The 21,696-nt window shown below is 63.6% G+C and carries 18 protein-coding genes and 1 tRNA gene; 3 read left to right on the forward strand and 16 right to left on the reverse strand.

Annotated elements, in window-relative coordinates; genetic code table 11:
* The first annotated feature begins 15 nt into the window (after nt 1-15).
* Nucleotides 16-1,059 carry a TRAP transporter substrate-binding protein gene (locus MF134_RS02910; protein ID WP_255337877.1) on the forward strand — a complete coding sequence of 348 codons (1,044 nt, stop codon included), beginning with the start codon at nt 16-18 and terminating at the stop codon, nt 1,057-1,059.
* Nucleotides 1,060-1,111: 52 nt separating this feature from the next.
* Here the strand turns inward: MF134_RS02910 and MF134_RS02915 are convergent, their stop codons facing one another.
* From MF134_RS02915 to MF134_RS02975, 13 genes are all read right to left on the reverse strand, one after another.
* Nucleotides 1,112-2,056, reverse strand: a complete 945-nt coding sequence (locus tag MF134_RS02915) for a UDP-glucuronic acid decarboxylase family protein (protein ID WP_255337878.1) — start codon at nt 2,054-2,056, stop codon at nt 1,112-1,114.
* Nucleotides 2,057-2,074: 18 nt separating this feature from the next.
* Nucleotides 2,075-3,151 (reverse strand): NAD-dependent epimerase/dehydratase family protein, encoded by a 1,077-nt coding sequence (locus MF134_RS02920; protein WP_255337879.1) that lies wholly within the window; start codon nt 3,149-3,151, stop codon nt 2,075-2,077.
* Between the two features lie 7 nt (nt 3,152-3,158).
* Entirely contained in the window at nt 3,159-3,953 is a 795-nt protein-coding gene (locus MF134_RS02925) for a formylglycine-generating enzyme family protein (protein ID WP_255337880.1), read from the reverse strand.
* Between the two features lie 38 nt (nt 3,954-3,991).
* Nucleotides 3,992-4,729: a formylglycine-generating enzyme family protein gene (locus tag MF134_RS02930; RefSeq protein ID WP_255337881.1), complete on the reverse strand. Its 738-nt coding sequence runs from the start codon at nt 4,727-4,729 to the stop codon at nt 3,992-3,994.
* A 13-nt stretch (nt 4,730-4,742) separates the two neighbouring features.
* The gene (locus tag MF134_RS02935; RefSeq protein WP_255337882.1) at nt 4,743-6,878 is read right to left on the reverse strand and encodes a caspase family protein; all 2,136 of its coding nucleotides are present in this window, start codon (nt 6,876-6,878) and stop codon (nt 4,743-4,745) included.
* A gap of 18 nt (nt 6,879-6,896) precedes the next feature.
* Nucleotides 6,897-11,888 carry a glycosyltransferase gene (locus MF134_RS02940; RefSeq protein ID WP_255337883.1) on the reverse strand — a complete coding sequence of 1,664 codons (4,992 nt, stop codon included), beginning with the start codon at nt 11,886-11,888 and terminating at the stop codon, nt 6,897-6,899.
* A 34-nt stretch (nt 11,889-11,922) separates the two neighbouring features.
* Nucleotides 11,923-12,132 (reverse strand): hypothetical protein, encoded by a 210-nt coding sequence (locus MF134_RS02945; RefSeq protein ID WP_255337884.1) that lies wholly within the window; start codon nt 12,130-12,132, stop codon nt 11,923-11,925.
* A gap of 267 nt (nt 12,133-12,399) precedes the next feature.
* Nucleotides 12,400-12,474 (reverse strand) — tRNA-Gly (locus tag MF134_RS02950).
* Between the two features lie 80 nt (nt 12,475-12,554).
* Complete coding sequence (gene eda, locus MF134_RS02955) at nt 12,555-13,196, reverse strand: bifunctional 4-hydroxy-2-oxoglutarate aldolase/2-dehydro-3-deoxy-phosphogluconate aldolase (protein ID WP_255337885.1); 642 nt, start codon at nt 13,194-13,196, stop codon at nt 12,555-12,557.
* Nucleotides 13,197-13,389: 193 nt separating this feature from the next.
* Nucleotides 13,390-14,511, reverse strand: coding sequence for a cell wall hydrolase (locus tag MF134_RS02960; RefSeq protein ID WP_255337886.1), 1,122 nt, complete (start codon nt 14,509-14,511; stop codon nt 13,390-13,392).
* Nucleotides 14,512-14,681: 170 nt separating this feature from the next.
* Nucleotides 14,682-16,124, reverse strand: a complete 1,443-nt coding sequence (gene der / locus MF134_RS02965) for a ribosome biogenesis GTPase Der (protein ID WP_255337887.1) — start codon at nt 16,122-16,124, stop codon at nt 14,682-14,684.
* A gap of 38 nt (nt 16,125-16,162) precedes the next feature.
* Nucleotides 16,163-17,197, reverse strand: coding sequence for a tetratricopeptide repeat protein (locus MF134_RS02970; RefSeq protein WP_255337888.1), 1,035 nt, complete (start codon nt 17,195-17,197; stop codon nt 16,163-16,165).
* Between the two features lie 114 nt (nt 17,198-17,311).
* A complete protein-coding gene (locus tag MF134_RS02975) occupies nt 17,312-17,884 on the reverse strand; it encodes an NnrU family protein (protein WP_255337889.1) in 573 nt (190 codons plus the stop codon).
* A gap of 152 nt (nt 17,885-18,036) precedes the next feature.
* On the opposite strand from MF134_RS02975, the gene MF134_RS02980 reads away from it, so the two are divergent.
* Together MF134_RS02980 and MF134_RS02985 are read left to right on the forward strand one after the other, a co-directional pair.
* Nucleotides 18,037-18,441, forward strand: a complete 405-nt coding sequence (locus MF134_RS02980) for an MAPEG family protein (RefSeq protein WP_255337890.1) — start codon at nt 18,037-18,039, stop codon at nt 18,439-18,441.
* Between the two features lie 49 nt (nt 18,442-18,490).
* Nucleotides 18,491-18,724, forward strand: coding sequence for a hypothetical protein (locus tag MF134_RS02985; RefSeq protein WP_255337891.1), 234 nt, complete (start codon nt 18,491-18,493; stop codon nt 18,722-18,724).
* Nucleotides 18,725-18,839: 115 nt separating this feature from the next.
* On the opposite strand, the gene MF134_RS02990 is transcribed toward MF134_RS02985, so the two are convergent.
* The 3 genes from MF134_RS02990 to MF134_RS03000 are packed head-to-tail and all read right to left on the reverse strand — an operon-like array spanning nt 18,840 to nt 21,552.
* Nucleotides 18,840-19,148 carry a DUF5615 family PIN-like protein gene (locus MF134_RS02990; protein WP_255337892.1) on the reverse strand — a complete coding sequence of 103 codons (309 nt, stop codon included), beginning with the start codon at nt 19,146-19,148 and terminating at the stop codon, nt 18,840-18,842.
* 20 nt (nt 19,149-19,168) lie between these two features.
* Nucleotides 19,169-19,399 (reverse strand): DUF433 domain-containing protein, encoded by a 231-nt coding sequence (locus tag MF134_RS02995; protein ID WP_255337893.1) that lies wholly within the window; start codon nt 19,397-19,399, stop codon nt 19,169-19,171.
* On the reverse strand, nt 19,396-21,552 hold the full coding sequence (locus MF134_RS03000) for a molybdopterin oxidoreductase family protein (protein ID WP_255337894.1): 2,157 nt from the start codon (nt 21,550-21,552) through the stop codon (nt 19,396-19,398). Before MF134_RS03000 ends, MF134_RS02995 begins: the two co-directional genes overlap by 4 nt.
* Nucleotides 21,553-21,696: the final 144 nt, after the last annotated feature.

Below are 21,696 nucleotides of genomic sequence, written 5' to 3' on the forward strand. Positions count from 1 at the left end.
CAGAAGGAGAGAGGCATGACGACCGACAGACGCAAATTCCTCATCGGAGCCGCGGCAGCGGCCCCTGCAGCGGCACTGGCAAAGCCGGCGATCGCCCAGAGCACCATCCGCTGGCGGCTGCAGACCTATGCCGGGCCGGCGCTCGCCGAACACGTGATCAAGCCCGCGATCGATTCGTTCAACATGATCGCCGGCGATCGCATGCAGATCGAGCTGTTCTTTGCCGATCAGCTCGTCCCGACCGGCGAACTCTTCCAGGCCATGCAACGTGGCACGATCGACGCCGTCCAGTCGGACGACGATTCCATGGCCTCGCCGACCGAAGTCACCGTGTTCGGCGGCTATTTCCCGTTCGGCTGCCGCTATTCGCTCGACGTGCCCGTGCTTTTCGAGCGCTACGGGCTCAAGGAAATCTGGGAAGCCGAATACGAAAAGGTCGGCGTCAAGCACATCTCGGCCGGCGCCTGGGATCCCTGCCACTTCGCCACCAAGGAACCGATCCGCAGCCTCGCGGACCTTCAGGGCAAGCGGGTCTTCACCTTCCCGACGGCCGGCCGCTTCATGTCGCAATTTGGTGTCGTGCCGGTCACGCTCCCTTGGGAAGATGTGGAAGTCGCCCTCCAGACCGGCGAACTCGACGGCATCGCCTGGTCCGGCATCACCGAGGACTACACGGTCGGCTGGGCCGACGTGACCAACTACTTCCTGACCAACAACATTTCCGGCGCCTGGATCGGCCATTTCTTCGCGAATATGGAGCGCTGGAACGAAGTGCCGGAAGACCTTCAGGAGCTACTGAAGCTCGCCTTCGCCCAGTCCCACTACTACCGCCAGTACTGGTACTGGGGCGGCGAAGCCTATTTGCGTGTCAATGGCGACAAGCTCGAACTCACCTCCATTCCCGACGCCGAATGGGACACGGTCGAGGAAAAGGCACGCACTTTCTGGGACGAGATCGCCCAGGAATCGGAAACCAAGGCGAAGGTCGTCGAGATCTTCAAGAAATACAATGAGGACATGCAGAAGGCCGGACGGCCTTATCGCTACGGCCAGACCTGACAGGTCGGCGCGCGCAGGGTGGCGAGCGGTGCCCGGTCCAGCCGGGCGCCGCTCAGTTTGTCAGGCTCGACCGAAAGTAGGCGATCGTTTCCTTCAGCCCGTCCTCCAGACCGACCTTCGGCTCCCAGCCGAGCACGTCGCGTGCCTTCGTGATGTCAGGCTGGCGCTGGCGCGGGTCGTCCGCCGGCAGGGGCCGGTAGACGATCCGCGACCCGGAATCCGTGAGGCGGAGGATTGTCTCGGCCAGTTCGGTCACCGTGCATTCGGCCGGATTGCCGAGATTGATCGGCCCGGGCACGTCCCGGCCCGTTGCCATGAACCGGACGATCGCCTCGATCAGGTCCGAAACATAGCAGAAGGAACGGGTCTGCTCGCCATCGCCATAGATGGTGATCTCCTCGCCCTTCAGCGCCTGGACGATGAAGTTCGAGACCACGCGGCCGTCATTCGGATGCATGCGCGGCCCGTAGGTGTTGAAGATCCGCGCGACCTTCACGTCGAGACGGTGCTGGCGGTGATAATCGAAGAACAGTGTCTCGGCGCAGCGCTTGCCCTCGTCATAGCAGGAGCGCGGACCGATCGGATTGACGTTGCCCCAATAGTCTTCCGGCTGTGGGTGGACAGTCGGATCGCCGTAGACTTCGGAAGTGGACGCCTGGAAGATCCGGGCGCGGCAGCGCTTGGCGAGCCCCAGCATGTTGATCGCGCCGTGAACGCTGGTCTTGGTCGTCTGGACGGGATCGTGCTGGTAGTGGATCGGCGAGGCGGGACAGGCGAGATTGTAGATCTGGTCCACCTCGACATAGATCGGAAAGGTCACGTCGTGACGCATCAGCTCGAAGCGCGGATCGGCGATGAGATGGGCGACGTTGCGCCGGCGGCCGGTGAAGTAGTTGTCGAGGCACAAGACCTCGCCATCTTCCTTGAGAAGGCGCTCGCAGAGATGCGAGCCAAGGAAGCCTGCACCGCCCGTCACCAGGATCCGGCTGTCGCTCATGGGGTTTCTCAACGGGCTCTACCGACCTTCTGACGACCACCGGCGACCTGCCGTGTCGCGGATTTCGTTCAAGGTCCATTCGACGTCGCGCGTGACAGAAAATGTCGGATAATCCGCACGAAACCGCCCGGTGTCGCTGATCCACCAGATGTGGTCGCCGACGCGGTTCTCGTCGGAATAGCGCCAGGCGAGATTCCGGCCGGCGATCTGCTCGGAAAGCGCGATCGCTTCGAGGATCGAACAGCTCGCGCCGCACCCGCCCCCCATATTGTAGACCTTCGCCGGAGCCGGCTTTTCCGCATAGGCCCAGATCGCCTGCATGAGATCGCCGACATGCAGATTGTCGCGCACCTGCTTGCCCTTGTAGCCGTGAACCACATAGGGCTTTCCCGACAGGGTGCAGCGCATGAGATAGGACAGGAAGCCGTGCTGCTCGGCACCGGCATGGGCACCGCCGGTAAGGCAGCCGCAACGCAGGCACACCGTGTTCATGCCGAAATAGCGGCCATATTCCTGCACCATTAGATCGGCCGCCAGTTTCGAAACCCCGAACAGGCTGTGGGTGGTCTGGTCGATCGACATGGACTCGTCGATGCCATGGGCGGCGAAGGGATGATCGTCCGCGACTTCCCATCGCGTTTCGCGCTCGACGAGCGGCAGACGGTTCGGCGTGTCGCCATAAAGCTTGTTGGTCGAGAGATAAACGAAAGCCGCCTCGGGCGCATGGTGCCTTACCGCCTCGAGAAGGTTCTGGGTCCCGCCGGCGTTGACCGCGAAATCCGTCGCCGGATCGCTGGCTGCCCAGTCATGGGAAGGCTGTGCCGCGGCATGGACGACGAGGCTGAGATCCTGCCCCAGATCCTTGACCAGCCGGTCGATGCCGTCCCGGTCCCTTATGTCGAGGGAAAGGCAGCGGAAGCCCTGGCGCGATCGCTCGAGCTCGCCGACCCGCCACGCGACGGAAGCCTCCGCCCCGAAATAGCTCGCGCGCATGTCGTTCTCGATGCCGACCACATTGAGACCCTGCCTGGACAAGAATTCGACCGCTTCCGATCCGACGAGGCCGCCGCCACCCGTTACCAGAGCAATGGACATCGCGTCGTCAATCGCGAACGACGCGGAAACCGAGCCCGCCGCTGCGCACGACGATCCGGTCGCCGAAGCTGTAGCCGACCTCGAACTGGTTCTGCCAGATGTCGTTCCAGGCTCCGCCCCGGAAGATGGCGTTGGCGCAATCGCCTTTCAGACATGAATTCGTCCATTCCCAGCTGTTGCCATAGACGTCATAGAGGCCAAGCGCGTTGGGCTTGAAGGAACCGACAGGCGCGGTGTGCACATAGCCGTCGTCACAGCCAATATACTGCTTGGCCTGCGGATACGGTCCCTTGAGCGACTGGTCCCCGACATTGGCGTAGAGGCAGGCCCCGTCAGCGTCGTCGCCCCAGATATATTTCGTCGTGGCGCCGGCCGAGGCGGCCGCGATCGATTCCTCGACGGATGGGAGGCGATAGAGCTGACCGGTCTTTTCCGATAGCCATTCGGCATAGGCCGTCGCATCGAGCCAGCTGACGCAGACAACCGGATGGTCGCCGGTCTGCTCGAAACCGGGCTGGTCCCAGGTCGCTTCCTCATCCCTGAACCAGCCGGTGTCGCGCCAGCGGAAGCAGCCCTTTTCATATGGATCCTGTGTCGCGGCGAATTCCGCGAACTGATCGCGCGTCACGGCAAATTTGGCAAAGTCCGGCCCCGAGTCCATCTTCACCATGACCGGGCAGGTTGGACAGTCCTGGTACTCTTCCACAGCATGCGCCGCCGGCAAGCCGAAGAGGAGAGCCACAAGCGCAAACGGAACCGCGCCGAAGATCCGAGCTGTCGATGCGATGTAGGGGGCAATCATGATCCGCTCCGGGCGATCCGCCAGTGATGTTGAGGTCGCTATTCGGGCCTGACGACCCGCATTCCGTAGTTGTTATAGGGCACGTTGGCGGTGTTCGAGATCGTCTTGGAAACCCGCAGATCGGCCGGCGGGCTCGACCAACCACCCCCGACGAGAAAATGCTCCGAGCAATCGTCTTCGGCAACGCATGTGCCGGTCCAGATCCAGGCATTTCCGACCGCGTCGTAGAGGCCGAAATCGTTTGGCGGGAAGGTCGAGACAGGAGACGTGCCCTTGCCGTCGTATGGCGAGCCGCAGACCACGCAATTGGCGCGGTTCTTGCCGACGCTGCGGCCCCACCAATAGCTGTCCGGGCTGTTGGCGAGCGCCGCATAGCGCATCTCGCTCAAGCTGGGCAGGCGGTAGGCCCGGCCGGTCTTCTTCGCCAGCCAGTCGGCGTAGGCGGACGCATCCTCGAAGGTCAGGCAGACGGCAGGATGGTCCGGCTCCTGCTCGATATGGGCGTAATCCCAGTTGCAACCCCAGCCGCCACGCCCGTAGCCGGTTTCGGCCGCGAAGACGCGAAACTCCTCAAGCGTGATCGGAGCGCGGCTGATGAACAGCCCGCTCGGCAGCTGCACGAGTTCGGGACATTCGGCGCAGTCGCGGGCTTCGACGGTTTCGGGTGCGGGGAGGATGAGTTGGGAGTGAGCGACATCGCTGTCGGCAATAGTGCCGAGCAGCGCGGCGATGAAAACGCACGCAAACACGCGGATATTCTCGGGCAACGCCGTCATGCGTCCCCTGCCCTCACAAGGCCCGCAGCGCCCGCGCGGCCGGCTCGATCCCGGCTGCCGCGGCCTCGCGGAGAAGCCCCCGCGCCTTCTCGACATCCTTTCCGCCGCCGAGGCCATCGCGATACAGAAGTCCGAGATTGGCCTTGGCGTAGGGGTTACCCTGCCCGGCCGCCAGTTCCAACCAGAGCCGCGCAAGCCCATAATCCTGCTCGATGCCGAAACCTTCCGCCAGCATGGTGCCGATGCCCGTCTGGGCGAAATCGTCCCCCGCGGAGGCCGCTTCGAACAGAAGGTTCAAGGTCTGCTGGGCCGTCAGCACGCCACTTTGCTCGGAACTGATCGAGGCCTGATACTGGCGGATGGCGCGCCGCGTGCGCCCGTCGAGAATGCCGTTGACCTCGCCGACAGGGAACCCCAGCGACACCAGCCCGTACTGGACGAACTGGACCGGGAGCCGGTCATATTGCGCCATGGCCTTGGCGCGAAGCTGCGCGCGGGTCAGGAATTCGTTCTTGTCGGCCCCGAAATAATCCTTCACCTCACCGGAGCGCTCCAGGGCCTGCAGGCGTTCGGAGGCGAGATCGGTGTATTTGCCCCGGGGATAGAGCCGCTGATAGGTTGCAAAATCGGCAGCCATCGTGCTGTCGCGGATCGTCTGCCAGTAGAGCGTCTCGAAATCCGGAGGCGCTGCCGGCGTATTATCGGCAATCGCTGCCGGTACGGGGGCATCGAGCTTTGCCAAAAGCTCGTCCGCGAGTTCGCCATAGGCGCTGGCAGGGTGAGCGCGCTTGAACGCCTCGAAAGCCCCGCTCGTGCCTTGGCGGAGAGCCGCCTCGAAGGCCTGGCGTTCTGCCGAAACCCTAAGGGCGTCCGCGTTCACGACGGCAGCCTTGTCGATCGTCTCGAGATAAGTCTCGGCAAGTTCGGCGAACTGACCGCCGGGATAATCGCGAAGGTAGCCGTTCAGCGCCTCCTTCGAGCCCAGGCGCAGCGCTTCCTGCCAAGAGGCCAGTTCCTGGTCACCCAGCGCGCGAGCCGTCGACTGGCGCTTCATCTCCTCGATCGACGCGATGCGAGCGGCGGCGATGTCGTCGAAGGCGCTGCCCGGAAAGCGCTGGCGGAAGGCCTCGATCGCAGCCACGTCGCGGCTCTGGCTGAGTTCGTTCCATGCCCGCAGCGCCTGGTTCTCGGCCTCGATCGCCGCGGCAATCCGCTGCTGGCGTTCGCGGTCGGCATCATCGCGCACGAAGAAGAAGCGGCCGATCAGCGAATTGCGCTCCCAGGGAAGCTGCGAGCCCTTGGTGGTCACGTAGACGTCCTCGCGCACGTCGTCCATCATCAGGCGGATGTCCGTGTTGGGCGTGCCGATGTGCTTGAGGAGCGCCGTGGTGAACGGGCTGTTCCGACCCGTTCCATCGAGCGCGACATGGCCGGGCGCGGTCGAATAGGCGAGATAGGTCCCGGTCGCGATCTCCTGCGGCGCGAGCCCTTGCTCGCCGCCCGTCGAACGCGTCTTGCCGCCGCGGACGGCGAAGCGGCGCGACAGCGGATTGTCACGGCAGGCGTCGAGAAAGACGATGCTCGTCTCCGTCATCCGCTCCATGAGTTCGAGAACGCGCTCGATGGCAATCGCTTCGATGTCGAGATCCGATGTCCGCTCGATATCGGCGTCGATCGGGATCGCATAGTTCTCGTCATTCGCCTGGATGCCATGGCCGGCATAGAAAAATAGCGAGACCTTCGCATTCTCCATGTTGCGCACGAACTCGCGCATCTTGTCGCGAAACGCGCTGTGGCCGACATCAATCCCGAGCGTCACCTCGAAACCGATCGATTCGAGCTTGGCGGCAAGGTCACGCGCATCATTGGCGGGATTGGGAAGTGCATTGATATCTGAATAGGCGCCATTGCCGATCACGAGAGCGACACGCCGCTGCCCCTCCGAGGCCAGCGAGGTCTGCGCCACGGCAAGCACCACTAAAACGCCGGTGCAAAGAGCCGCCACGTGCTTCAGAGCCGCCCGCGGCAGAACGGGCGAGCGGCTTGGGAACAACGACCGGAAGCCGCCGCGAAGCCGCGGCCAGAGCGAAGAGGTTGCGGCCCTGATCGGGGCGATGACTTTGTGCATGGCAGCAGAACTATCAGTCATCGAGTAAAACTCCTCCCGTTACCGACGAGCTTTCGAAAGGAGGCGGTCGAGTTTCGAACTTACGAAGCGGTATATTTCATAGTCAAGAGCATGATTTTGTGCAAACACCGTGATCGCTTCATCGCAAGAGACTTCATCACGCAGCGAAACATTGGCGCGCGGCAAGACATCTGGAAGTTGAAGCCCCATGACCTTCGCCAGATGTATCAGGCATTCGTCCAGACGCTCCTGGGTTCCGATGAACCAGTACCGGTCCAGCGCCTCGCGCCAATCGGTCTCGGCACAACCGAAGTGGTCGGCCAGGCCTCCCTCGTACACCCGGAGATAATCCGAAAGGCTTTCAGCCCGAAACGCCGGATCCTGACGGCGGTGATGCTTCTGGTAGAAATAATCCGAGATCGCGCGCTCGAGCGGGTCGCGAACGAAGGTGAAAACGCGCCAGTCCGGACTGGCCAGAATTTCAGGATAGCGCCGCCAGAGTCGCATCTCCTCTGGCGCGTCGAAATGCCCGCATAGAAGCTGGCGAGGAGTGAGCATGTCCAGGTCCTTCCGCTCGGGCGCCACATCGGACCAAGGCTCGCGATAATCATAGACGATCTCGAAGCCACTCTTCAGCGCTTGTGTGACGCTCGTTCCACCCGTCTTGGGAAGATGATGGAAAAGGTAGAGCGGTTGGCGTTGTCGCGGCGCAGGTCTTCGTTGCCGTGCCGGAACGCCGGCTTCTTCGGCAATGGTCTCCAGCCACCAACCGAAGCGCTTGCCAAAAACCCTGGGATCGTGGAGCGCTTCGTGAGATGCGACTGCATCGGCAACCTCGCGCCGCGCATTGTCGCGCGCCTCCGCCGAGGAGAGCAGCATGCAGGCGGTTTCGACATAGGCTTCGGCCGTTTCCGCCGCATAGGACGAAAGCCCGTGGGCGTCGAGCCATCCCGCACCCTGCAGACCCCTCTGCGTCGTCCCGCGCAACGCCACGACCGGAAGGCTCGCGCGCAAAGCCTCGACCACCGTCGTCGCGCCCGCATAAGCGAAGCTGTCGAGATAGAGATCGGCAGCCAGCAGCAGCCGGATCACGTCGGCATGGGAGATCGTGTCGAGGATGAGTATGCGGTCTTCGCCAAGCCCGGCACCTGCAAGATGCCGCGAGACATCGGCGCGGAATTCGTCACTCCACCGCGTCCCGGCCCAGTTCGCTGCGAAGGGATAGAGGACGAGAACCGCGCCGGGCGTTCGGCTCAGGATTTCGATCCAGCTTGAGAGAAGCGGCTCGCCGATCTTCTCCGCCATCGCACCGCTGACGGCGAGCGTTCGATCGAGCGGCACGCCGAGCCGGCGCCGCAGGATCGCCCGGTTGGTGCCGGGGTCTGTGAGGATGCTTTCGGTCTCGGGGCTGAAGGCGAAGCACTGGGCCGGTTCGTCCCAGAGCGTCAGGCGCTCGGTGTAGTGCTCGGCCGCGTCCGGCGGCTCGCAGAGGCGGGAGGAAAGCGCGTGAGCGACCGAGGGCAGACCGCTGCTCGCCGGGCTGACCCCGCTCGTGATCAACTGCACAGGCGCCAGTCGATGGGCGAAGACATGGTTGATGTCACTGTATCCGCAGGTGAAGCTGCCGAGCGCCACGATGTGATGCCGGGCATTCTGGATCGCGACCGGCAGATGGTCGATCGGCATGCCGGAGATGTCGACCACGCGCGCGAAGGTCTGGCTGGCTTCCTCCAGTCGAGGGCCCGACGCGTCAGTGTAGACGGTGACGGCGAATCTGTCGGGATCGAGACCACCAAACATGCCGAAAAGCAGAGCTGCTTCCGGCGAATCCGCGAGATTGCGAAGAATGACTCCCACGCTCAAGCGGCCATCATTGCCCGCCCGCCGCAGTTCAGGCAGCGGAGGAGTGAAGACGTCGACGCCCGACATCAGAAGCAACGTCGCTTCCGCACGTCCATAGGCCGCAACGAAAGGCCGGAGATTGGCGTCTCCGAACAGCAAAGGACGCCCCGCCATGTGCCGGAGCACGGATCTGACAAACCGGAACCCGGCACTATCGGGCGGACAGGCCAGCAGTCGGGCTCGGACAGCTTCGACCAGAGCCAGCAGATAGTCCATGAAGGCCCGTTGATCGGCGGGCGCACGGAGGATGCCGCCAGGCGCCGTGAGATAGGCGGCGAAGGGATCGGGTTCGAGAATGAGGATCTCGGGAATGCCCGCGAGCGCGCTTGGATCGAAGCACCGCCAGGCGGGACCGGAGAGGATGGCCGAAAACAGCATGCGCAGACGGAGCTCTACCGGGTCGTCCGGTGAGTGCGAAAACCAGCGCCCCCCCGCCGCGGCGCGTTCACTCGAAGCTGATGCGAGCGCCAGTAAGCGTCGGATGATCTGCGCATCGCTGGCGAGAGCCCGGATCGCCCCTGCGCTCAACCCGGCCAATTCAGCCTGGTAATCCCCTGCGGCCGATCCATGCGCCGGGTCTGACAATTCGTCCTGGCCCACCGCCCCCAGGGTCACCAATAGAGAGCCGCTCGACGAAGTCTGGCGAACATGGGCGCCTGCCAGTTCGACAGACCCGAGAGGTGCATTTCCCTTCGGGCGCATCCCAGCAGATGCCAGCTCCGCGCGTTGTCCCTCCTCGATCAGCACAGGTTGCAGTTCGAGCCAGTTGAAGATGAGGCCCGACGGAAACGGCTCGGCTTCCGGCCCTGCGATGATTAGCCCGGCGAAGAGTTCGATCTGGATTTCGCGCCCATGAACCGTCTCGGGCATGTCGAGAGAAAGCTCGACATGCTCGCCGACAAAATCCTCGAAGACACGCTCGTCGCCGATCTCAATGGCCAGAAGAGGCCGGCCCGCCGCCAGGCGCTCGGGCGGAATGTCGACGGAGAGGTGAACGCGCACGTGTCCGGTTTCGCCGAGTGCCCGCCGCAGGACGATCGCGCCCATCAATCCGGCCAACGTGACGGCCCCATCCTCGGCCCGCAGCCAGCCCTCGATGAAGTGGCGCTCGAACTGCCGCTCATCCTTTCCGGTCAGCCGGGCGCCGAGAGCAAGCGGCCAGGCCCCCTCCTCGTCCGACCAGCCGACGAACATCCGGCCGCCATAGGCCGCGCCGGCAAAGCCGAGGGAGTCGATCGCGAGCGTCTGCTTTGATGCAGCCGGCGCGTCGATTTCCTGGAAATTCACGAGAAGGTCGATGGCGAGCGGCGTTTCGCGGGCTCGGTCTGCAGGCAGAAGCGCGAAGCGGATCGTGCCACCAGGTAGCGCCGTCCCGTCGAACACGAGATCGCCTTCCTGGAAGATGTTGAGCCAGGCCGGCGGCTGATCCTGCCTGAAGCGGATGGCGAGATCCGGCGGCCTCGCCATGTCGGGCGGCACCACCGAAAGCGTGGCAGGCGAGGACGAAAGCACACAGCCGCCAGAGCCGGTATCGTCGGCTTCGGCAGAGATCGAAGGGCCGATCGCGTCGAAGGGCACCATCGCGTTCATGGAAAGCGTCTTGGCGGGCTGGGGCTTTGCGGCCGGAAGCACTTCCAGCGCATCGAGCGTCACGATCCCTGGCTGCTGGCCGAGACGTTTCAGCGATCTGGCAAATGAACCGAAGAGCGGCTCCACCCGCAATTCGAGATCAAGGCTCCGGGGCTCGAGCAGCATCGAGGACGGCACCGTCATTTCGATCGCGGTGCGGCCGGAGAACTCGCGAGACGCCATCGCGACGCCGTCCTGCAAGAGGATCGCGCGCAGACCCTCCTCCTTGGCCCAGGCCAGTGCTCGCAGTTCCAATCGGACGAGCAGCGGTTGATGGCTGGCCGGAAGGGCGATCGTGATCGCCGCGTCGCGGCCGCGTGTGACGAAGCCGCTTTCATAGGCCGAGAAATGCCAATCCACAGCGGGAAGCAAACGGTAAAGCCGCACCTGGTCCCGCTCGGCTTCCAGCCGTCCGATGACCGGCTCGGCTTGGCGCAGTCGTTCAGCGCTTCGCATCAGCCCCCTGAGCCGCCGCCCCAGAACCGCATGGACGAAATCGTCAAGGAACGCGCTGCGCGACTCGCGGAAACGCACCCGCTCGGCCAGTCTGCGGTTCACCCGGTCGCTGATCCCGAGCGGCGCCAGGGCCGTCAGAACCCGCCATCGCACTGGTGGAAGACCGCGTCGCTCGGACAGACCTCGGAGAATGGCGCGAACGGCCTGCGCCGATCCGCCGAAATTGTCGGCGACCAAGGCCCGCCACAAGGTGAGTTTTACCGCCTGGATCGCAAAGGCAAGCCTCACGGATGCCGGATCGGGATGCGTGGCCGGGGGCGCGTCGAAGGCGAGGTAGCGCGATGCGAGCGCCATGTGCCGAAGCGCTCGCTCCTCCACGAGCCGATCCGAGAGACCCGAAGTGAAATAGTTGTTGGCGCCGTGAACCCGGTACGCGCCGAGTTCTTGGGGCAGGACCCGCGTCTTGCCCGAAAGGGTCGCCAGCCGGATGAGCAGGGCATCGGTGGAGATCGGCCAGTCCGCCGCCGGGATCGGGAACGCAGGCGCGATCGCCGACCGGCGAAACGCGTTGCCCGAGGTCGGATAGTGCGCGATCGTTCCGCGCGCGATCAGCGGCGGAAGGTTGTCGCCATCGATCGTCACCTCGCGATAGGCGCCGACGGTCTTGCCGAAGCTGTCGATCAGGCTCAGCGGGAAAGAGAGCATGGCAAGGTCGTGCGACCATGCCAGCGCCAGTGTCTCCAGTGCGTGGGGATAGAGCCTGTCGTCGGCGTCGAGGAAGAGCACGACCTCGCCGGTCGTAGCTGCGAAGCCGACATTGATCGCGCCCGTCTGCCCCCAATTCGAGAGCCGAATGACCTTGAGCGAACCATTGCGCTCATAACCATCAAGCACTGCACCGGAACTATCCGTCGAACCGTCATCGACGACGATCAGTTCTGCAGCGGGCACCGTCTGCCCGAGAACGCTCTCGATGCACTCCGAAAGAAAATGCCCGTAATTATAGTTCGTGACAACGACAGAAAACTGCAGGCGCGTACTCAAGACACAGAAGCTGGAATATCGATATTGCCTCCACTCAGTATTGCGAGCGGAAACGCTCCATCACATTCTGTCTCTGGTTTGCCCTCTTTCGCGACTGCTCCTCGAAATCCTCGCGCGGCGTCTGAATGCGATAGGGCTGGCGAACCTCCTCCTGTTGCTCAGCCGTTGTCGTGCAGGCGCTTCCCGCCAGCAGCGAGGTACAGGCGGCCAGCAGTACTTTGGCATTGCGCGATTTCGGCGGCATGGAGAACTCCCAGATAGCCGGCGAAAAATACGGCTAACCCAACGGAAGTGTCAATGCTCTTTAGTCCACGCGTGAAGGACTGATCGTGGCGCACAGTCCGCGCCCTCGCCGACTCGCACACCTCGAGAGTGAAGACGCGAAAAAAGTGTTTCAAGAAAAGACGCTGCGGGCGATGCCGCTATCAAAATCCGAACTCGAAGCTCGAACCTGCTCCCATTCGCCCGCAAGACGAGGCTGGCAAACGTTCGGTCCTTCCCTCAGGAAGACTGGAGCGGGCGATGGGGATCGAACCCACGACATCAAGCTTGGGAAGCTTGCGTTCTACCACTGAACTACACCCGCGACCGAACCGGACATTGCCGCCGGACGGCGCGAGCGTCAAGCGCTATTCTCCGGGCACGGGCGTTATTGCCCCGACCCCATTACGCCTTGCCGAGAGCAGCCGCTTCGCGGGCCAGCGCCTCGATGCCTGCCCAGTCTTCGGCCGCGACCTTGTCCTTCGGCGCGAGCCACGAGCCGCCAACGCAGAGCACGTTCGGCAGCGCCAGGTAGTCGCCGACATTCTTTGTCGAGATGCCGCCGGTCGGACAGAACTTCAGGGAGGGGATGACCGGCGCGAGGGACTTGAGGAGCGCCGCTCCGCCGATCTGCTCGGCGGGGAAGAATTTCAGGATCTCGTAGCCTTCCTGCAGCATCGCCATCATCTCGCTCGGCGTCGCCGAACCGGGAAGAAGCGGGATATCGCTGTCGCGCGCCGCGTCGAGAATCTCCACCGTCGCGCCCGGCGAGACGATGAACTGCGCTCCGGCTGTCTCGGCGGCCTCGAACTGCTTCGGCGAGAGGATCGTGCCAGCCCCGCAGATCGCCTCGGGGACCTCGCTTCGGATGGCCTTGATGGCCTCGAGGGCGGCCGGCGTCCTGAGCGTCACCTCGATCGAGCGGATCCCACCGGCCGCAAGCGCCCGGGCAAGCGAAACACCCGCGGCCGCGCTTTCGACGGCGACCACGGGCACGACCGGCTGCGCCGTCAGGATCTGATGGAGTTTCTTGGTGTCTTGAGCCATGGTCCCTGCCCGCCGCGATTTCTCGATTCGGGCAAAGACTTAGACGATCGCGTACCGGGCTGGAAAGCCGTTCGGAGAAAATTCCGCCGCCACTTGCCGCTCAAGGGGCAAGTTCCAAGCACGGCCTCGCCGGATATCCGCCGAGACCCCATGAACTCCGCACCGATGGCGGGCAGAGGCCGTTTCTACAGCCTCACATTCCGCCGTTGTAGGTGCGGTAGAAGATGTGGCGGCCGATCTTGTCGACCCGCTCCATCGCCCGTGCCCAGCGGGGGCTCACGTAATTGGCGTGGTAATGCGTAGCCGATCCGACTTCGGCGAGCCAGATTTCACCGTTTGTGACCTTGTCGGCGATCTTCTTGGCCCGTGAATAGGACCCAGCGTCGCGGATGCGGTCCTTCGCGCCGTCGCAGGCGAAGGAGAACTGACAGCGATTGCGCCAATTCTTGTTCTGATAGACGACGCCGCAGATCGTATTCGGATAGGCGGGATTGCGGACCCGGTTCAGGATGACCTGGGCAACCGCCGCCTGCCCTTCCGAGGACTCGCCGCGTGCCTCGAAATAGATGCCATTGGCGAGGCATTTCTGTTCGGCCTTGCTGTAGGCTTTTTCCGGCAGAGGCGTCGCGGCCCAGGCGTGATCCTTCTCCGAAATCGGCGGAATGAAGACTTCCGGCTGATCCTTCAGCACCCGCTCGAACATCGAGGAGGCACGCCCGGTCGCAGAGGATTCCGACGGCGCGTAGCCGAGGGCATTCGTGTCGTCGACCGAAGGCTTCAGGGATGCAAGCATCACCTTGTCTTCAACCTTGAGCTTGCGGTTCTTCGGCGTCTCGAACCTCGGCGGTCCCTGGAGCTGAAAGCTCATCGCCAGTGCGACGGAGTCCTTGGTCGATTGCTCGACCTTGGAGAAGGCGTTGCGAATGCGCGCCTCGCCACCCGCGACCCGCGACCCGAGAAGGCTTTGCCGATCGAGGATCGAACCCGCCGAGAAGCCGCGCGGGGGCATGCTTCCATTCAGGCGTTCGGCGACCACGCGTCCAGACTTGGCCGTGCGGACGATCCGCGGCTCGTCGCCTTCGGCGATCTGAGCCATGCGCTTGGCAAACCGTTCGGCCGCCTCGCGAGCGGCGATCTTCTTCGCACCCTCGTCTGCCGAATAGGCAAGATCGGCGATCGTGATGCCGCCCGAAGAGGCCGGAACGAGGAAGGCATGCCAACGCTCGATCTTGTGAACCCCACCAACGAAGCTCGTCATGTCCTGATAGGCGGCCCGCGTGGCGCTTGTCCCCACAAGCACCGTGCCCGCCAACATGATCACCCCTATCCGACCGGCCATACGACCTAGACGACGTCGCCCACGGCCGACAGCCGCTCGCCCCTCATCCGTCATCACGCCCCCAATTGCGTGTTACAAACTTTCCACAGATGCCTAGAAAACATCCCCCATTAACCTTGTCTTTTGGTTAAGGAATTTTGGTGATTTCAAGACGACCGCTTGCGTTTTCCGGCAAATGGGTTCTGAGGCTTGCGCAGGGCTAACCTGATCGGCACGCCGAAGAACCCGAATTGCTCGCGTAAACCGTTGACGAGGTAGCGCGTATAGCTTGCGCCAAGCGCTTCGGGACGCGCCGTGGAGATGATGAAAGTCGGTGGTCGCGACTTGATTTGCGTCATATACTTGACGTTAACCCGTCGTCCGGCGACCGCCGGCGGCGGATGTTTTGCCACCATCCCCTCAAGCCATTGATTCAATTTGGCGGTGGCGATTCGGCGGTTCCATACCTCATGGGTCTCGGTCACCGCGCGCATCAGGCGGTCGATCCCCTCGCCCGTCTCGCCCGACACCGTGATCGCCTTGATGCCACGTACCTGCGGCAGGAGACGGTCGGTCTTTTCGCGCAGATCCGCCAGAAGCTGCTGGCGATCCTCGACGAGGTCCCATTTGTTGAAGGCGATGACCGGCGCCCGGCCTTCTCGGACGATCAGATCGACGATCGACAGGTCCTGACGTTCGAACGGTATGGTGACGTCGAAGATGATGACCACCACCTCGGCAAAGCGGATGGCCCGCAGACCATCGGCGACCGAGAGCTTTTCGAGCTTCTCCTGAACGCGGGATTTCCGGCGCATGCCGGCCGTGTCGAACACCTTGATCAACCGGTCCCGCCACTGCCATTCGACCGAGATCGAATCCCGTGTGATGCCGGCCTCCGGCCCCGTCAGCAGGCGGTCTTCACCGAGGAAGCGGTTGATGAGGGTGGACTTGCCGGCGTTGGGCCGGCCGACGATCGCCATGCGTAGCGGTTTCGTCGGGTCGTAGGCCGGTTCTTCCTCCTCCTCGTCAGCAGGCGGCAGGGCTGACAATTCGGCGTCGGTTTCCTCCGACCCATCTTCGCCGCCGCGTCGCGGCCGGGGCTCGGGACGGAAGGCGTTCCGGCCAAGAGCCTCGACCATGGCATCGCGCAGTTCGCCCATCCCCTCGCCATGCTCGGCGGAAATCCCCACAGGCTCGCCGAGACCGATTGCATAGGCATCGAGAAGCCCCGCGTCGGAACCCCGCGCCTCCGCTTTGTTGGCAACGAGGACGACGTGCCGGGCCGACTTGCGCAGCAGATCCGCAAAGTCGTGATCCTGGGGCGTCAGGCCGCTCTTCACGTCGATCATGAAGAGACAGAGATCGGCTTCTTTGATCGCGGCCTCCGTCTGGGCCCGCATGCGACCTTCCAGAGTATCGGCGCCGGCCTCCTCCAGGCCCGCCGTATCGACGATGGAAAAGGTCAGGTCCATGAGCCGGCCGTCGCCGAGCCGCCGGTCGCGGGTCACGCCCGGCTGGTCGTCGACGAGGGCAAGCCGACGCCCGACCAGCCGGTTGAACAGGGTCGATTTTCCGACATTCGGTCGACCGATGATAGCGATGGTGACCATGTCGGCGAAAACTCCTGGCTTGGTATCGAGCCTCCGGCTCAGTTCGCGGGTTCCGCGGGGCCGGGCTGCGGGTCGGATGCGTCCGGTGCAGCGTCGTCCGGCGAGGTGGAAGCGTCAGCGGCCTCGCCCGACCCGGGGTTCGCGGTCGGGTCCTCTGCCGCCTCATCCCCGGTACTGGCTGCCCCCCCATCCATGGCCGGCGCGGCGACGCCATCCGGGTCCGTCGGAGCGTCACCGGAAATTCCCAGATTGGTGGTCGGCATCTGCGGAACGCCGATTGCACCGCCCTCTGCCTGAGCCGGCGCATCGGTCGAGATCGCCGGCGAGACCTCATCGGATCCCTCCGCCACGCCGGTCGGGGCGACCGCCTGGCCCTGCGCCGCGGCGCCTTCGCCAGATGCGGCCACGTCCGGACTGTCGGCACCCCCATCGATCAGGTCCAGAAGAATGCGCGCCCGGCTGGACATGGCGGAAGGCGTGCCCCCATCGTTGACGAGAGATTCGAGAAGCGGTCGCGCCGTCTGGGCGTCTCCGGCTTTCCAGGCAGCGAGGGCGATCGCTTCGCGCGCCGGAAAGCGCAAGGGTTCGCTGTCGCCGGACAAGCGCTCGACCCGCGAACGGACCTCCTCCAAGCTACCCGAGTCGACAAGAACGTAGGCTGCACGGATTGCGGCCATATCGCGCATGGTCTGAGGCGCGCCGCTGTCGGAAGCCACGGCGTCGAAAGCCGAGACCGCGGCCGCCGCATCTCCCATCTCGGCCTCGATCCCGCCAATGCTCATCCGGGCGAGCGCGGGATAGGCGCCGACGCCCTCGGCGACGATCGCTTCAAGAGCGGCGATAGCTTCCTCGTTCTGGCCCTCTTCGGCCAGAGTGAGGGCGGCGGCGTAGCGATCTCCCGCCGCATTCGCCTGGGAGGTCGTATAGCGCTCATAGGACACATAGCCGATCGTCACGGCCAGAACGAGCACTACACCGCCGAGGAGATAGGCGCCAAAGCGGGTCCAGAGCGCTTTCACCCTGTCCTGGCGAAGCTCTTCATCGACTTCGCGAATAAAACTGTCGTCGCTCATGCCTTCGCTTTCCTCCTCTTTCGTCGGCGCGGCACCGGAATAGCCAAACCGGCGAAAATCAAGGCGTCTTCTAACGATTTTTCACGCCGTTGAAAGGGCAGAGCGACAAGCGCGTCACGGAAGAGGCGAGACGCCGAACAGCCAGGCGTGGAGTCCGCCAATGAAAACGGCGCTCGACGCCAGGCCGATCACGATGGCCACGATATCCCCGCGAAACGCTGGCACGGCTCCAGCAGAAGTCTCCGGCCGGCCGAGGGCGTTGACATAATCGACCACCGCCCAGACGCCGAACGCGCCGAACAGGACGACATCGGCCGTTCCGCCATTCGCGAGAAGATGCGCGAAAGCCCAGATGGCAACGCCGAGCACCATCGGATGATGCACGCTTTGCTTGATCCGGCCGGCCGGCGCATAGGCCGCACCGACGAGGATGAGCGAAACCGGCACAAGAACCAGCGCCAGATGCCGCAACCCGGCTGGTGGGGTGTAGAGAGCGGACTGCTCCATGCGGGCCAGGCCATAGCCGTGGACGACCATCACCACGCCGATCAGGGACAGAATCGAGTAGATGCCCTTGAAACGCGCTTCGCCGAAGCGCTCGAGCATGGCGTTGCGGCCCTTTTCGGAAAAAATGCGTAGGGAATGCAGCCCGAGAAAGATCACGAGCCCCAGAACCAGTGCGACCACGTTCAAACCCCTTCCTGGGCGCACGCCCGCCGATGGCCGGCACCAGACCGGCTTTTGCAATCGGCTCCAGTCAGCCGGCGCAATTGACCATCGCCGCGATTTTGCTACGAGACAGCCGGCAAAGGAAGTATGCGGAAGGGCTTGGCAGCACAATGAATACGGATGCGGTGGCAGCGGTCGCCCTCTATGCGGGCCTCAACACGTTCATCCTGATCTGGCTCGCCGTCCAGACCGGCCGGATCCGTCAGCAGGAGAAGGTCTTCATGGGCGATGGCGGCAACCCGCGCATGATCCGCGTGATGCGGGGCCACGCCAACGCCATCGAGTTCATTCCCATGACGCTGATCGCGATGCTCGGCGCGGCGCTTCTTGGGACGCCGGCGCTCATTCTCCACGCTCTGGGCGTCCTGCTCACCATCGGTCGCTTCGTTCACGCCCTGCATTTCACGGCCGCCGATGCGCCCGCCTGGCAACGGTTCGCTGGCACGAGCCTGTCCCTGCTCGCCATGGCGGGAGCCGCTCTGGCAGCTTTGGTGGCGGGCGCGTTGTCCCTGTAAGACACGAGCCACAAGGCGGGCGGCGCCGCTGGAACTGAGGAGGAGAGCGATGCCGAAGCACTATCCCCTGCCCAGACGCTTCAACGCCGCCCTGAGCGAAGCTGCCTATGATCGGCTCCGGGCGCTCAATGAAAAATGGTCGCTCTCCAACAATTATCTGCTGACGGTCCTGCTCGAAAATCTCGACTCCCTGGCCGACGCCGAAAAACTCGACGCGGCCTTTGCGGAATTTGTCGAGACCTATGGAGCGCCGAACGGGGGAATGACCGCTCGATCGGGTTGAGACACAGTGGATTCGGCTCTGGTTGTGTATGCACTGAAACGCGGCCTTTCGAGCAATCGAGGCCAGTCAATAGCCGCTTGAAACGACCGCCGTGGTTTGACCTCCTTCCGCGAGATCAAAAAATCTCCAGGCATGACAATTCGTCATCGAGGAAAAAGCGCTCGATCACATCACGATGACGACGCAAGCTCTGGTGAATGCTCGCTGTCGGTTGGTTACCCATCCGCAGCCATATCACTTTTGGGGGCGATCCATAGTATGTCGCCATCTCGGCCATATCGGCGTCCTGTGAGACGAGGATGTATCCGTTCAATCCGGCGAATTCCCACACGTCTCGATCGCTTGCCTGATCCAGGCCGATCAACCGCACCTGGGTCGAATGCGGGAAGACGTCAGCCAGATGACTGCAGAGCTTGAAGCTCAAGTTCTGATCGAACAGGAGCTTCATTCGGCAGCGGATAGGATTTGCCGTTCGCGATCCGCAGCAAAAGCGAGGGCGGCACGAATGTCCGCTTCCTTGATCTCCGGAAAGTCGGACATGATCTCCTGCTCCGTCATACCACAGGAGAGCCAGCCGAGAATGTCGGCGACAGAGATGCGAGTGCCCCGGATGATCGGCCGACCACCACGCTTGCCTGCTTCAAGCACGATGACGCCATGGTTGTGTCTGATCATTCCACCCGTCCCGTCTTCAGATGGCTCTCGGTCATAGATGGATCAGAGTCTGCCCTGAGCCAAACCCGGTTGTCGTGAAACGCCGCGCCGCCGAAAGGCGCGACGGGATCGGCGCCGGTGAGAGTGTTGATGCCCTCGCCGTCGAGGAAATCGGAATTCGCCCAAAGACCTTCATGGACCAGGACACCGGGGCGGACCGTCTCGCTCAGCTTGAGTTTCAGCCGCACTTCGCCGCGGTCATTGCCGATCGTGATGATCGCGCCCTCGTCCAGCCCCTCGCGCGCAGCGTCATCGGGATGGATCATCAGTTCAGGCCCGCCTTCGCGGCTTCGTGAGCCGGGCGTTTCGGCAAAGGTCGAGTTCAGAAACTGCCGCGCCGGCGAGGTCGCCAGACGATAGGGATGCGCCTCGTCGACGGTCTCGATCAGATCCACATGGTCGGGAAAAGCCGGAAGCCTCGTATGCGGCCCTTGCGGGCCGAGGCTTTCCGGCGGCCGGTTCGGCGCCATCGCCCCGGTCCAGTCCGGCTTGAAGCGGAACTTGCCGTCGGGCCAGGCAAAGCCTCGCACGAAATGTGCGGTCTCGAAATCCGGCTGTTTGTCGATCCAGCGATCCCCTTTCAGCCCGTCGAAACCGGCCGTATAGCCGGCCTTCTTCAACATGTTGTCAATCAGCGCGCGCTCGGTGAGCCCGAAGCCCGGCCGATCCGCCACGCCGAGTCGCTTGGCGAGTTCCTCGATGACGAAATGGTTGGTCCGCACCGCTGCCGGCGGCTCGACCAGCTTCGGCCCGAGCACGATGTGGTTCTGCCCGCCGCCGCGATAGATGTCGTCATGCTCCAGAAACATGCTCGCGGGGATGACGAGATCGGCGAGCTTGGCCGTATCGGTCATGAACTGCTCATGCACCGCGACGAAGAGATCGTCACGCATGAAGCCCTGCCTCACCAACCGCTGCTCGGGACAGACATTCACCGGATTGGTGTTCTGGATCAGCATCGCCGTCACCGGTGGGCCATTCGGGAGAGCCGCGGCATCGCCAGTCAGGACAGCGCCGATCCTCGACTGATCGAGAAACCGGATCGACGGGTCGCGATTGGCCGCTCCCATGATCTCGGACTTGTCGAGGCCGAAGATGTCGGAATTGGAGTGAAACGCGCCGCCGCCCTCATGCTGCCAATGACCGTAGACGACCGGAACCGACGAGGCGGCATGCATGGCCAGAACGCCGTTCCTCTGCCGGGTGAAGCCGTAGCCGAGACGGAAATAGGTCTTCGGCGTCTTGCCGATCAGCGCCGCGAAGGCCTCGATCGCCTCGACCGAAAGGCCGGTGATCGAAGCCGCCCATTCCGGTCCCCGCGTCTTCAAATGCGCTTCGAGCCCGGCCGGATCGTCGCCATAGCGAGCGAGATAGTCACGGTCGGCGGTGCCATCGCGAAAGGCGATGTGCATCAGCGCGCAAGCCAATGCCGCATCGGTGCCCGGCCGAAGCTTCAGGGCCATGTCGGCCTGCTTCATCGTGGCGTTGTCATAGATGTCGATAACGACGATCTTCGCGCCGCGCTCCTTCCGGGCCCTGGCCGCATGAGTCATCACATTGACCTGCGTCGCCACCGCATTGGTGCCCCAGATCACCACGCAGTCGGATTTGGCGATCTCGCGCGGATCGGAGCCGCGCATCGCCCCCGCCCCGGCGAACCATCCGGTCCATGCCATGTTGGTGCAGATCGTGTCGAACTGGCCGGAATAGCGCTTGGCATGGCGCAGACGGTGGATGCCGTCGCGCTGTACGAGACCCATGGTCCCGGCATATTGATAGGGCCATACGGTTTCCGAGCCGTGCCGCGCCTCGGCCTGCACGAATTTCTCGGCAATCAGGTCGAGCGCATCGTCCCAGCCGATCTCGCGCCATTCGCCGGCGCCCTTTTCGCCAACGCGCTGAAGCGGTTTCAGCAATCTGTTCGCGTGATGGATCCGCTCGGCATAGCGCGCCACCTTGGCGCAGATGACCCCCGCCGTATAATCGTTCTCGGCCGCGCCGCGCAGGCGCCCGATCTGCCCTCCTTCCAGTATCTCCACGTCCAGCGCGCAGGTCGACGGACAGTCATGGGGACAGGCACTATGGCCGGTGGCAATGGGAAGCGGCTTGTTCATGAGCCAGCTTTAGCAAAATTTACGTCCGACGCGCCACGTTTTCGAACCCTTGCGACTCCGGGATTCTCTATTGGGCAAGCCCGAAAAGCGCTGCATTTCGCCACAGTTGGTGTTCCTGCGACCGCTTGACTCAGGGAGCGATTT

Source organism: Jiella marina (assembly GCF_024359545.1).
GTDB lineage: Bacteria > Pseudomonadota > Alphaproteobacteria > Rhizobiales > Rhizobiaceae > Jiella.